Genomic DNA, 14,001 nt, shown 5'->3' on the forward strand with positions numbered 1-14,001 from the left:
TATCGCATAGAAAATATTAAAAGTAAATATACGCAAAAAAGAAGGAATAAATAGATGTATACACTTAAAATTCAGAAACTTCGCAATCAGGTCGCACGAGTAGACAATACCTTGGAAAAGGTTAATCTGTTGACACAGGCTATTCGGATTGCAGATGAAAATCAAGATATTGAATGGGGATATGACCTTCGTTTAGATTTAATTAGTGAAGAGATAGACCTCGCTTTTTCAACGGAATCTTTACCTGCATTTGCATGGATATTACAGGCTTACGATGAAAATCCTGAACTCTTTAATGAAGAAGACTTCTTATGGCAATACAAATGGATGATGTCCGAATTATACGATAATCCTGCTGTCAGCCGTGAGCAGATTGAAGCGGCTTTGCGCGACTTTGAACAACGGTTAATCCGCAACGGTTATGGTAAGCGTGCCATATACAATGAGGAGCTGAGTGATGCGCTTGCGCAAAAAGATATAACCGCTATCGAGCGCGCATTGAAGAACGTAAATGCTATGCAAAGAGATGACATGAGCGACTGTGAAGCCTGTGAAATGGATGCAGAAGTATCAGCAACACTATTACAGTATGGCTATAGCCCAGCAGTCGATAAAGCCTTACCTTTAATTGAAGGCCAGTTTACCTGTTCACATGTACCTTTGCGTACAGCCGTGAACCTGGCTTATGAAGGTCTTAAGCAAGGTGATATTGAACAGGCCAATAAAATGGCGCTGCTGGCAGAAAAGGAGGTGTTTAAGAAAGAAAAGGACTCCGCAATTTTGATTTCGGCTATTAAACTAGCAACCTATTTTTCCTATACCGATATTGGCAAAGCCAAGGATTGGATCGAACGATTTTTGCCATGGGCCGATGGTCCCGACAATAGATCCATGTTTCAATTGGCCTGCTATATCTGTGAAGCCATGAAGAACTTTGGGCCTGATGAATCTTTTATGCTTGAGCTCGGCAATCAGCATAATCTTTTTCAAGGGAAAAATACCTACACCGCAAGCGAACTGGCTAATCATTATGGGAAACTAGCGGATCAACTCGCCGACCGCTTTGACCAACGTAATGGCAATCACAACTTTCGCAATCAATTAATGTCCCTTTAGCTTGAATGACCCTAGAAATCCCTGATTTCCGTGATGAAATCCCGATGTTCTGAAGGCTATCTTTGTGTAAATGAGTATTAAATGCTGAAAATGACGATAAAATAGATCAATTGAAAAGATGAGTAAATGGGGGCAATCAAGCATCCGCAGCATTTGAAAGTAAATATAAAAGTTAACCTTTTTGCATAAGCAATCAGTTAAGCCACATCAGCAAAAAATGATGTGGCTTTGTTTTTTGCCGTGTAGCTGTTGTTGGTCGAGAAACACGGCTGTAGTGGCTTGTATTGGTAGGGATCATTTTTAGGGGTTCTGAAATGTCCATCATGGTGTAAGAAAGTGCTGCTTTAGAGCAAAATGCTAACAAATGTTAAAACCCCGTGTGATAGTTTTGAATTTCATATTTTTATGTAGTTTTACCTGAAGCTTGGACGGAGAGTACCAAGTATATCATTAATACAATCAAAATAGGTTAACGGTTCATTAGCTATTGACAAATACAGACTCCAATGAAAGCCATATCAATTTTAACCGCTGTGATTTTGTCTTCCTGTGTAGGGATTTCGATCACAGCTCACGCACAGGAAGTCGCCAAAAATTTAGACTACTTAGTACTTATGAATGCAGATACCCTTTATGGGAAAATCTCCTCTGTAAAAGATCAAAAACTCAAATTTGAGAATCAGCAAAAAGAAAAGTTAACGTTTGAACCAGGAGATATCTATCGTGTATATTGGCAATCCAAAAAGAAAGTTTATGCACCCTCTTATGTAGAAGATGGACTAGAAGTGGTGCCTGGAACATCTCCAAAGATGTATCGAATTCAGAGAGGGCTCAATCAAAATCCCACTTTTGCAGAAGTACTTGCTGATGGAGAAATTATGGCCTATTATGTTTCGGAAACGAAGGTCAGTGGTGGGGCCGGCATAGCGATTGGTGGTGGTGCAGGTACGATGGGAAATATCATGGTCAATAAATATAAACATGCTTATGCATTGAAAAAATCAACTGGCGAGGTGGTTGAAATCAATAGCAACCATAATGGGTGGTTTAGTGATGTCAAAAAGAAAAGGCCAATTATTTTCGCCAAGTTGATCAATGACGAACCGGAGTTATTTGCAGCGTTTGAAAATGAAAAAAAGTATGATTATGATCTTTTTATTAAATACATCATGCGATATAACGAATTACAAAAAGGGAAGAGCGCTCCAGAATCAACAGAGCGATTTTTTATTTATTAAAACAAATTTATGATACTTACCATCTTTATTGTATTGACTATAGTCGCAGCCTATGGCTTTTGGTTGCTATTTGAAAAGGCAGGACGCAAAGGCTGGGAGGGAGTTGTTCCTGTCTATAGTCAGTTTATCCAATCGCGGATACTCGGCAAGAAGACCTGGCAGCTTATCCTGTTGATTGTTCCGATCGTCAATGTTTTTGTCTTTTATAACCTCTATCTTGATTTTATTCATTGTTTTGGGAAACGAAGGTTTTGGGAAAACTGCGCTGCAGTGCTGGTTCCGTTTATCGTGCTACCACTTTGGGGCAAGGATAAAAATGTGCAATTTTTGAATGGACTATATGCCAAAAATCTGAAAGCAGCACATGCCGAAGGTCGCCTGGCGACAAAGGATTCTGAGCTGCAAATTGCGCATCAATCGTATATAGACTATAAGAAGAAATATCCCTATAAAAAATCGATGGTACGAGAATGGGCGGATGCGATTGTTTTTGCGACTGTCGCTGCAACCTTGATTCGTGGTTTTTTATTGGAGGCATTTATGATTCCTTCGGGGTCTATGCAACAGTCTCTCCTCATTGGAGATTATCTTTTTGTCAGTAAACTAAATTACGGCCCCCGTATTCCAAATACACCTATAGCCTTTCCTTTTGCACATCATACGATGCCATTAGTAGGAGGAAAAGCATTCTCCGAACTCATTAAAATTCCTTACAAACGATTGCCCGGATTTCAAGAAATAAAACGGAATGATGTGATCGTTTTTAATGCACCTGCCGGTGATACCGTTGCTGTCGAAAATCAAGACTCGCCCTATTATGACTTGGTGCGTAGCATGGGACGTGAAGCAGTACATCAACAATTTACAATTCAAACCCGTCCAGTGGATAAACGCGAACATTTAATTAAACGCTGTGTGGGAATGCCTGGGGATAAAATCAGCATGACAGAAGGAGTATTGTTTGTGAACGACCAACCAGGTTTTGTAGCCCCGGAAAGCCAGATGGATTATACCGTGATCACAGATGAGGCAGGTCTGGACGAACAGCGCCTAAGAGATATGGGAATAGAAGTCTCTGCTATTCAGCCCGGAGTTTATGTAATCTTTTTAACGAAAGATCAGGCAGCCATGGTGAAATCCTGGTCCAATGTCAAATCCATGCAAATGAACTTGCGTAAACCTGGGGAAGCCGAAGCAAATACCTTTCCGAACGACCCACAATACAAATGGAATTATGATAATTTCGGCCCCTTTGTTATTCCTCGAAAGGGGATGACTATTCCACTGAATGCACAGACCTTGCCACTCTATGAGCGAGCCATACGAGTGTATGAAAATAACCTGTTGGAAAAGAAAACGGATGGGCTTTATATCAATGGAAATCGAACAGATTCCTACACCTTTAAAATGGATTATTATTGGATGATGGGAGATAATAGGCACAACTCGCTCGATGCTAGGGATTGGGGATTTGTTCCTGAGGATCATATTGTCGGAAAAGCATTATTTACCTGGATGAGCTGGAACGCAAATGGCAATGGGCTTTCCAAAATACGATGGAATAGAATTTTTAAAGGTATCCATTAAAAAAGAATGTTAGTAATGAAAGGGGAAATGAGGACTACACTCATTTCCGTTCTGGGGCAACGACAACGGATGACCAGGGTAATAGCGCTTACGATAGTATGGCGCTATTTTTAGTTTAATAGGCTTTGTCTTCTTTTGTGGATGTTTCTTTGATAACGAAATGGGCTAAACGGAAGATCAAATCCTAATTTAATCTCTTAAACGATAAACATGCTGTTTTATAATAGTTGATTAATTAAGTCATCGAAAAGTTCGTAGATATTTTGGCTTATATGGGTTAATCTTTAAAAAGAATGAGTATTTAAAGTAATTGTTTGTATTAACTAATAGGATATATTGGTGTAACCGGGAATTGTGTGCTGTTTGTTAATATTTGTGAAGCATTTTTACGGCGTTCATCTTGAAATGACGTTTGAATAGGTCTAACCTGATCTTTTTGATACAAATTCGGCTTTTTGTAAAATTTACTCAAACGATTGCGTAAAAATTGCGCAATCGTTTGACTGTATTATTTAGAAACTTAATATTCTAATAGTTATTTATTTGTATTTACTTTTTTGTGCCGTCAAGATTTTTGATCTACCTTCACTCCACTAACACTAAATTAATATGAAGAGAATTCTACCTATTATTATTCTCGTGGTGATGTCCTATTTTCATGTTTTCGGTCAAACAATTCCCGTGGAAGGGACTGTTCGAGATGCAAATGGGCAGCCGTTGGCGGGCATGACCGTCACAGAGCGAGGAACAACGAATCAAGCGTCTACAAATCAGCAAGGTTCATTCACTTTGGCCGTAAAAAGCCTTCCCGTCACATTAGTTTTTTCTGGTGTCGGCTTTAAAAAGCTGGAGGTCCAGGTGACAACAAAACAGGCTCCTGCCGTAGTCCTTCAAAAAGATGACTCTTTCTTAGGAGAAGTTGTGGTTGTTGGATATCAAAAACAGTCTGTTAAAAAGACGACTAGTGCTGTCCAGGTTATTTCAGGCCGGACGATTGAAGATTTGCCTGCACCAAGTTTCGAGAGCTTGTTGCAGGGAAGGGTTGCAGGTGTCAATATCCAAAACTTTACAGGAGAGCCTGGAGCTAGGAATACATTTACTGTAAGGGGTAATACCACAATTTCCCCCGATCTGAATAGTGAGGTCGACTTGGCAAATACAATGAGCTCTCCGCTATATATTATTGATGGGATGCCGCTATCGGTCTCTGACTTAGGGGGATCATCGGCTACAGGAACTAATTATATTGCGGGTATCAATATCAATGATATTGAAAGTATTGTTGTACAGAAAGATGCTGCTGCGACAGCTGTATGGGGTTCTCGTGGTGCGAATGGGGTGATTGTGATCAAAACAAAACAGGGCCGGGTGGGAAAGCCATCAATTAGAGCATCCTATTACAGGGGAATTACAGAAAGACCTCAGTTGCAAAGAACATTAGGGGGAGCTACAGAAAGAAGGACAAAGATGGATATCTTAAGTCAATACGCTTCATGGGCTCAGATGGGTGGATTTACACAGCCTTTAACAGACAGTTTGAATAGTAGCTACAATAATGCAACGGATTGGCAAGATTTGTTTTATACAACGGGCAATATTGATAATGCAGACGCGAGTATTGCAGGTGGAAGCGAGTCTGTTAATTACAGATTATCTGCGGGTTATTATAATGAGGATGGTGTTGTGCGTAACACTGGATTTAAGCGGTACTCGATAAGAGGTAATTTTGGGTTTACACTTTCACCAATTATCAAATCGGATTTTATGGTGTCGGCAGCGAGAATAAACCGCAAACGTGGACTTGGTAGAGGGATTGACCAGGTCGTTCCGGTGAATCAAGGGGAGATGCCTTCTTCTTTTGTCGGACTTGGTCAGGCAGATTATGATTTTTACTTAGGGCAATATGATAAATTAACGGATGATAATCAGACCGATAATATCAATATTTTTTCAAAAACATATGTCGATATCATAAAGGGGTTGCAATATTCATTGGAGGGGTCTGTACAGGCAAATATGGATAGTCGAAATCAATTTCAACCTCGTGAACTTAATCAAGGGATCAACTATGCTGCATCAACGGGGAGAAATGCCTATACCTATAATATTGCCAACGTATTGAATTATGTAAAAATATTTAATAAAAAACATACGATTAATGTAACGGCGTTACAATCGTTTCAATATGATAAGCAGTTGTCCCATAAAACAGAGGGATATAATCTGCCTACAGACGATATTCATGTAATCCAAGGCGTTGCAACAAAAGATCTAATAGCAAGTACAAACAAGGTAGAGTCTGGGCTTCTATCTTATATGGGGCAGTTTTCCTATGATTTTAAATCAAAGTACATCTTTAATGCCTCTTGGCGTTCAGATGCTTCTTCCAGATTTGGTGTTAATACCAAATGGGGGTCCTTTCCTGCATTGTCAGCTGCTTGGGTTATTTCCGATGAGAATTTTATGAAAAAATTTGATTGGGTTAATATGCTTAAATTGAGAGGAAGCTGGGGTAAATCAGGTGTCCTTCCGGAAGATTTTTATGCACCTTATAACGTTTGGGCCTTGTCATCGGATACATACAATGGAACTACATTCGCGGTGCCATCTTTTAAAAAACCGCTGACATTAAAAAATCTGACCTGGAATAAATCTGAGCAAACAAATATTGGATTTGACTTGGGGCTCTTCAATGATCGTTTAACAGTGACGTTCGATGCTTATCGAAAAATTCTGAAAGATCCAATTATGGGATTCTCATTCCCATATTACACAGGTTACACAAAGTTGTCGTTTAACGTGCCAATGACCGTTTATAATGAGGGTATTGACCTGACTATTATGACAAGAAATCTGTCTAAAACGAGTGCATTGCAATGGAATACGAATCTAAATATGACTTTTAACAAAAATAGAATTGGTTCATTGCCATTTGGGAACCGTAGTTTCTATGCTGATTCCAGAGGTTATAATCAACAATTGTTGTATACGGTAGGAAGTCCTATATATAGATGGGCTCAAATGATCTATCAGGGCGTCTATTCGCATCAAGATCAAATACCTGTCAATCCAGTGACGGGCAAACCTATCACGGTTTTTAAAGGAAATTATCCTGTTAAACCCGGATTTCCAAATTGGGCGGATGTAAATCAGGATTGGGATACCTGGAGTGACGAAGATAAAGGAGCAGCTGATGGTGACTTGATGTTAACAGGTAACCCGAATCCGCGCATAACGGGTGGTTTGTATAATGAATTTATCTATAAGGGTTTTTCAATCAGTATGTTAAATACATTTACTATCGGTCGTGATATCATCAATAATTTAAAAAGTAATCAGTTCAACGCGATAGGTGGAAGCATAAATAAATTTACAAACAACAGATTACCTGATTTAGAAGGTTTAGATTATTGGACACCTGAAAAGGCAAAGGATCCTAATTATCAGGCGAGTTTCCCTTCGATATCTCCTTATGGAAGTTATTTTTATCAATATCTTCCGTTTAGTACGATGTTTAATGAAAATGGTACTTATTTCAAAATTAAGACAATTTCTGTCGGGTATATTTTACCTAAAAATGTCGTGGAACGGTTAAAGATAGGGGCTAGAAATATTAGATTCTATGGTATGGTGGATAATCTTCATACTTTTCAGAAAGCTTCAGTCCCTGATGCTGAATTGGTGACACCGCAAGGGGAATATAGCGGCGGAGCTTATCCGTTGCCTCGGAAATATACAATCGGTCTAGAAGTCAACTTTTAAAAACGATCAAAATGAAATTTAAATATATATTATCATTAATCGGAATAACAGGAACTTTATTATTCAATTCCTCTTGTTCGAAATATCTGGACTTAAAGCCAGAAAATAGCACTTATGATGAGGTGTTTTGGAAAGATGGCGAAAATGTAAATAGGGCATCTCTTGGAGCTTATGCGCTACTTCGCAATTCGCTTCGGGCAGATCGATCTTATTTTATATTTGGTGACATTGCGTCTGGGGTAGTGCATCAGGCGGGGGAAGATTGGAATATGAATGACTTGGCAAGGTCAGGAGGATATAAATTTAGTTATGCGCCTTACCTGGAAGGAAGTTTGTGGAATTGGACACGCTTCTATGGTGTCATTAATCAGTGCAATTTGATTGTGGAGCAAGCTGAGGCCATGGATAGCAAATTGTTCGATGGAGGTGAGGATGAAAAGAAAAATGCGATTGCTGGTGCTCGTTTTCTGAGAGCATTCACCTATTTCTATATGCAGCGCGTTTGGGGAGATGTATTATTGGTCAAAGAGACTTTTAAAGATCCTCAAAATATTCCTGATATGACAAGGACGGCAGAAAAGGAAACTTTAGCATTCTGTAAGGAAGATTTATTGTTTGCGATCGCTAATCTTCAACAAAACTCGACAAAGAGTTTTGCATCTAAGGGAGCTGCTAATGCACTGATGGCGGAGGTTTGTGCTTGGGAACATGACTATGTTAATGCGGAGAAGTATACGAATGAGACATTAAAACTCGGATATGCCCTAGAAGATGTCAAAGACTATCGGAAGATATGGTTGGGTAACTCTAAAGAATCGATCTTTGAATTGAATATGCTCTATAGCGAGAGCGGAAATGAATTCTCAGAGGATTTCTTTAGTAAATTTCTGACAAGTGCCACTATTCCAGGTAAAGGTAGCAACTCTGCTTGGTATATTGAACCTGAATTTCTTGAGAGTGAATTTGATAAACCTGAAGCAAGGTTAGATTCAATGTCCCTTCCTTTTCCTGATAATGGTCAACAACGAACTATTCGCAAGTACGATAATAAAATTGAATACAGGGAAGGTAAATATGCCATCAGTAATAATTTGGTGCTGATTCGTTTAGCAGATATTATTTTGCTACGCGCCGAGGCTTATTATAAGAACGGCAAGACTGCATTGGCATTAAATGACCTGAATACAATTAGAAAAAGAGCTGGTCTCGAGGAAATACAAGTTTCTGGAGAGGAATTGTTTAAAGAGATATTTAGAGAACGGAGAAGAGAGCTGATTGGAGAAGGAATTATTCAATTTGATTTGATTCGGATGAATATGTTTGAACAATTTGATGAATACTCGGGTGCGTATTCGCAAGATAGAATAGCCAACAAAGGCTATTATTGGCCGCTGGATATGCGGAATTTATTGCCGCAAAACGAATTGCTGACTCAAAACCCTTGGTGGAGAAATCATTAATAAGGAAATTATGAAAAAGATTATTTTAAATATAGCTTGTTTGCTTGGAATTATAGTAGCTATTAGCTCATGCAAAAAGAATGACTATTTTGTGGGTGGAGAGTTGCATAATCCAAAGATCAATATGACAACGTATGATTGGATGAAAAGTAATAAGTATGGTGTGTTTGATACTGTTTTGATGTTGATTGATAAAGCAGGGGTGAAGGATAAAATCAACGCACCAGGTGTTACTTTTTTTGCTCCGACAGACTACGATGTTTATAACTATGTACAGGCTCGTACAAGACAGGTCCAAAAAGTTGATCCTAAAAAAATGTGGACAGTAGATTCAATTATGAAGTATGAATTGGGACGATTTGCAGATTCAATTGATATTTATATTGCAAAAGAACAATTGACGAATGATAAACTCACCACGTCGGGCAAAAAATATAAAAATAACAAAGGGGGCAATTTTATCATTTCTTATGAGGAAACACGAGATCCTGCTTTAGGCTATAATGAAAATTCTACTGTTTTGCCGAAGGTCGTCATGTTCACTTACCTTTATCAGTCTATAGGAGATGTTTTCGATGTTAAGACTATAATCCCGCCTGTCGGTAGCAGAACATTGGTTCAAACTTCTAATGCGCAAACGACTACAGGTGTAGTGCATGTATTACATAACTCCCATGTTTTATTCTATTATCGTTAAGGGCTATGAAAAGTAAATTATTATATAGTATTGGACTCGCAGCAATTTCGCTTGTGGGCTGTAAAAAAATACCTGAAGGCAACTTGAGCGATATTATTCGTTATGAACAATTGCCTGTCGAAATTAGGATGGGAAGATCCGAAGTTTCAACTGCAATAAACCCAGCTGGATCCAGTAAACCAATTGAGGTTAAATTGCTTAAAGTGTATCAAAAGGAAACTGGAAAAGATGTTACCGATATTTTTATGCAAACATTTCCGATTAAGATCTGGAAAAAATTGTATGATTCTAAAGTCGATACCACGTTGGATCTGATTGCTGCAAAACAAAAAGATACCGTAATGACGGCATTAAGTATCAACAAATTTTCCGGAGCGATTGAGTCGACACCAAATACTTTAAAACTTCCGCAGGGTCATTATGTTTATGATTTAGAAATAAAGAATGCCGTTGGTACGAAAATTTATCCAGCTATCGGTGAGTTTAAATTGGTTGAGGCACCATACTTTGATGTTCCTGCTGTAAGATCGACAGTCGCGATGAAAGTTGGCGCTGAAACGACGACAAAATCTATTCCAAGCAATGCTAGTCATATTAAAGTAACCTATTTGGGGCTTGGAGACAATAAAGTTGTTGTAAAAATAGTGGATAAAAATGGTGTTCCATTTAACCCTAAAAAGGGTGAAATAGCCAGACGTCCTAACTCAGGTACTGCAGGTGGTTATTTACAAACTATGCAGGATTACTCTATTTCCACAACGTTATTTGATGATAGGATGGAGTTTGTTTATGGGGTTTTGCCTTTTCCATTAGTTTCTTTAGGGAATGGATTTAATTATTATTATCGTATCCCTGCTCCTTATGTCAATTTTGATGATAGCTTGGGGTTACCCTATAATACTTATTCTTGTAACGCAAGATTTTCATTTCAGGCATTTGTGCCAGGTACTTATCAGGTGGACGTTATTGTGCCGCAAGTGACAAGAGTAAACTAGCGGAATCTATATTATTAATAAGAAGAGGAGGTGCGCGTTTGTGTGCCTCCTCTTCCTATTAATTTCAATAATGTACCGATACGCTAAAACTATATGCATTGACTAAAATGCACAGAAATTAATAACAAGTTGTAAACCAAATTCCATTTATTATAATTATGATGAAAAGAAAATTTATCGCTTTCGGGTTAGGTCTTATGCTAAGCGCCAATCTGAAAGCTCAAACAGCTCAGGATTTCAAACAAACCTATGCCGATCTTGCTGTATTCGAAGATCCCATGGCGTTAACACTAAAAAAGGGGATTAAGAAAAAACAGCTCAATCAGATTGCTGATACAACCTTGCGCCGGGTCGCGCAGGCTATACTTGATGGCAACTATAACAAGGATTATAAATATGCAACTTATTATGCCCTGTTGAATCCGACAACATTAGGGCATCAATTAAGTATTGGGGACGGTTACAGTAAATATGAAAATATGACCGGTGTGTATCTTCCCAAAGGGAAGCATATTGTTATTGTGGACGGTATTGCAGCTGGTAAAGAGGTAAACCTTGTTGTACCTAACTGGTTGCGAAAAGCCCCTAATCCGCAGGAGCCTACAAAGGATCCGAAAGGTTGGGGACTGGAAAAACAGGAATTCAGATTGCAGAATGGTGTTAATATTATCCAGCTCGATGATTACGGAAGTTTAGCCTATATCGATTATTTCTCGGAAGAACCTGAAAAGGAAAACCCGATTAGGGTTCATTTTCCGACAGGGCAGGTAAATGGTTACTTTGATCTTAAAAAACAGGGGAATAAGGAGTGGGATAGTCTGATCGATCACGCTGTATTCCCGATTATTGATGCAAAAGGCGAGCATATTCAGACCGCTTATCCAATAGAAGCATTGAAACAGTATGCTTATGGAAAAGGCGTCGAGCTAATTCGTAATTACGATTCACTGGTGTATAGGCAACATCGATTGATGGGGCTGGAGAAGTATAATAAAATACCTAAAAATCGTATTCTAGCACGGGTGAACTATAATTATTACATGTTCCGTGATGGAGATGGTGTTGCCTATATGGGCGATAAAGTTGGTTACGCGATGAAGATGGTGGTAACGCCGGAATCGGTGATTAAAGGGGATCCTTGTTGGGGTTTCAGTCATGAAGTGGGTCACGTACACCAGACACGTCCAATGTTTAATTGGGGTGGGTTGGGTGAAGTGAGCAACAACCTGTTCTCCTTATACGTAACACGTTCTTTTGGTAATAAAACTCGGGTTTCAGAACAAAACAATTTTGAGAAAGCGAAGACCAATATTATTGAAAAGCGAATTTCTTATTTGTCCGATCCGGATGTATTCGATCGTTTGATTCCTTTTTGGCAGTTACAGCTCTATTTTGAGGGTGAGGGAAAACGCCCCGATTTTTATGCCGATCTATTTGAGGCGTTCCGTCAGCAGAATATGAATAAACCAAGAAGACAGCGTTCAGATTGGAGTTCAGATCGCATGATGGGTGAGCGTAATCCTGCCGTTCACCAGCTGAATTTTGTTAAAACAGCTTGCGAAGTGGCCAAATTGGATTTGACGGATTTCTTTGATAAATACGGATTCTTTTTCGTTGGTACCTTGGAATACGACGATTATGGAAAGTATACCTATGCCATGACGCAGGAAATGGTTGATGCCTGTCGTCTGGCAATTAAAAAAATGAACCTACCCAAGCCTAAGGTTGATCTTACAGCATTAAGAGATTAGAATAGGTTAACTGGCGCAAATGAAGCTCCGAATCGCAGTGAATGATTCGGAGCTTTTGTGTTTAGTGGGTATAGCTTGTGGATCTCGTCATTGTCTTGACGTTTTGAAAACTGAATGAACTTCCTGTAAGAAATCGTTCTATCCTCTTTTAAATTGAATAAGATGTTTTTAGCTGTGATTCAATTATACCTTGATATCTGACTTCTAACAGGACATAATAATAGGATATGAGCTTTTAAGGGAGGGGCGAGTTCTAAGTGTGTATTTCTCCGCTGCTGAGCCCTAGTATTCTTTTGTGCTTTTATAGCGTGTTTTCCTGAGATATTCACATGTTTCAGCGTTGCTGCGGAATTTTTCGGCTGCGGTTCGGATTGGCGTTGGCCTTTTTTAGGGGCATCCAGGGAATATGGTCGCGTTCGGAGCGTCATTTGCCCGTGTTGGCAGCGGGGTGAGTGCGGGCTTAGACTCGGACTCAACACGGACTCAACACGGACAGAACACGGTTGCAGGGCAAATCTGCCCCGACCATGGTACGAAGCAGGGCTGGGAGGGTAGTCGGAGGTTCCTGCAGACCTTTGTCAGCAGCCGGAGCCCTGTCCACGAGGCGGAACCCTAGTTTGCCCTAAATGAGCCATGCTTCCCCAGTAAATAAAGAAAAGTTGAGGGCTTCTTATTCCTTAGGTTAGCTTTTGTTTATATTTAGCTTAGCAATAAGTTAGGGTTTGTTTAGATATAACCTATACTATACCTAAACAAACCCTAACTAAACCCTAAACTAAACCTAAGTAAACAGATAAGAAAGTACGGTATCCGTCCGTCCCCTGTTATATCCTGCATTGCGGTTTCTTTCCGCTGCGATCTTTCTGGCTTTATCAATAGCCGGCACACCGTTTTCAATTGGGCAAAAGCAGAGCGAAGAATGCCCTTTGCATCTTTCAGGCCTAACAATACCACCTTTACTGTTCACGATACCGTTTCTCTTTCCCCGGGAAGTGGGAACACAGCAGGGTTCGCCCGGTTTCCGCGGTACGATCCAATTTCCAGCACCATTCCTTTTTCCCCAGGGAAGCCTGTGCCAAAGCCCGGTTCCCGGTATGTACGCAGCGCGCCGCGGTTCCCCGCGATGTCCAGGTTAGATCCCGGTTCCCGTCCCCATTCTTTCCCGGAACCGGCCTTCCCAGCCTTCCGATCACCTGTTTTACAAAAAGAATCTCGCACCGTTACAGGTAGTTAAGGTGAAAATGAAATAAATAAGAACAAAAGGCTTGGAAGTTTGTCTGTAAACTCCCTATCTTTGCACCACTCCGCAAGGGAGGGACGGTTACCGCGAGAGCAGGGAACCATGAAAAAAGAAGGGTTTAACGAGAGTTGAGCGCGGAAATCGGAAAAAGAGAA

General features: G+C 39.8%; 10 protein-coding genes. 8 read left to right on the forward strand and 2 right to left on the reverse strand.

Annotated elements, in window-relative coordinates:
• Window positions 1-54 precede the first annotated feature (54 nt).
• The 8 genes from B3297_RS09835 (at window position 55) to B3297_RS09870 (ending at window position 12,606) form a co-directional block, all read left to right on the forward strand.
• Entirely contained in the window at window positions 55-1,116 is a 1,062-nt protein-coding gene (locus B3297_RS09835; protein WP_286778870.1) for a hypothetical protein, read from the forward strand.
• Window positions 1,117-1,622: 506 nt separating this feature from the next.
• The gene (locus B3297_RS09840; RefSeq protein WP_286778871.1) at window positions 1,623-2,354 is read left to right on the forward strand and encodes a hypothetical protein; all 732 of its coding nucleotides are present in this window, start codon (window positions 1,623-1,625) and stop codon (window positions 2,352-2,354) included.
• Window positions 2,355-2,363: 9 nt separating this feature from the next.
• Complete coding sequence (lepB, locus tag B3297_RS09845) at window positions 2,364-3,941, forward strand: signal peptidase I (protein WP_286778872.1); 1,578 nt, start codon at window positions 2,364-2,366, stop codon at window positions 3,939-3,941.
• A 609-nt stretch (window positions 3,942-4,550) separates the two neighbouring features.
• Complete coding sequence (locus B3297_RS09850; protein ID WP_286778873.1) at window positions 4,551-7,703, forward strand: SusC/RagA family TonB-linked outer membrane protein; 3,153 nt, start codon at window positions 4,551-4,553, stop codon at window positions 7,701-7,703.
• An 11-nt stretch (window positions 7,704-7,714) separates the two neighbouring features.
• Window positions 7,715-9,163, forward strand: a complete 1,449-nt coding sequence (locus B3297_RS09855) for a RagB/SusD family nutrient uptake outer membrane protein (RefSeq protein ID WP_286778874.1) — start codon at window positions 7,715-7,717, stop codon at window positions 9,161-9,163.
• Between the two features lie 10 nt (window positions 9,164-9,173).
• Window positions 9,174-9,860 carry a hypothetical protein gene (locus B3297_RS09860; RefSeq protein WP_286778875.1) on the forward strand — a complete coding sequence of 229 codons (687 nt, stop codon included), beginning with the start codon at window positions 9,174-9,176 and terminating at the stop codon, window positions 9,858-9,860.
• A 5-nt stretch (window positions 9,861-9,865) separates the two neighbouring features.
• Window positions 9,866-10,855, forward strand: coding sequence for a DUF5007 domain-containing protein (locus B3297_RS09865; protein ID WP_286778876.1), 990 nt, complete (start codon window positions 9,866-9,868; stop codon window positions 10,853-10,855).
• A gap of 158 nt (window positions 10,856-11,013) precedes the next feature.
• Window positions 11,014-12,606, forward strand: coding sequence for a M60 family metallopeptidase (locus tag B3297_RS09870; RefSeq protein ID WP_286778877.1), 1,593 nt, complete (start codon window positions 11,014-11,016; stop codon window positions 12,604-12,606).
• A gap of 781 nt (window positions 12,607-13,387) precedes the next feature.
• Here the strand turns inward: B3297_RS09870 and B3297_RS09875 are convergent.
• Window positions 13,388-13,573, reverse strand: coding sequence for a hypothetical protein (locus tag B3297_RS09875; protein WP_286709961.1), 186 nt, complete (start codon window positions 13,571-13,573; stop codon window positions 13,388-13,390).
• Complete coding sequence (locus tag B3297_RS09880) at window positions 13,570-13,824, reverse strand: hypothetical protein (RefSeq protein WP_286778878.1); 255 nt, start codon at window positions 13,822-13,824, stop codon at window positions 13,570-13,572. Before B3297_RS09880 ends, B3297_RS09875 begins: the two co-directional genes overlap by 4 nt.
• Between the last annotated feature and the right edge of the window lie 177 nt (window positions 13,825-14,001).

Source organism: Sphingobacterium sp. UBA3519 (genome assembly GCF_002377215.1).
GTDB lineage: Bacteria > Bacteroidota > Bacteroidia > Sphingobacteriales > Sphingobacteriaceae > Sphingobacterium > Sphingobacterium multivorum.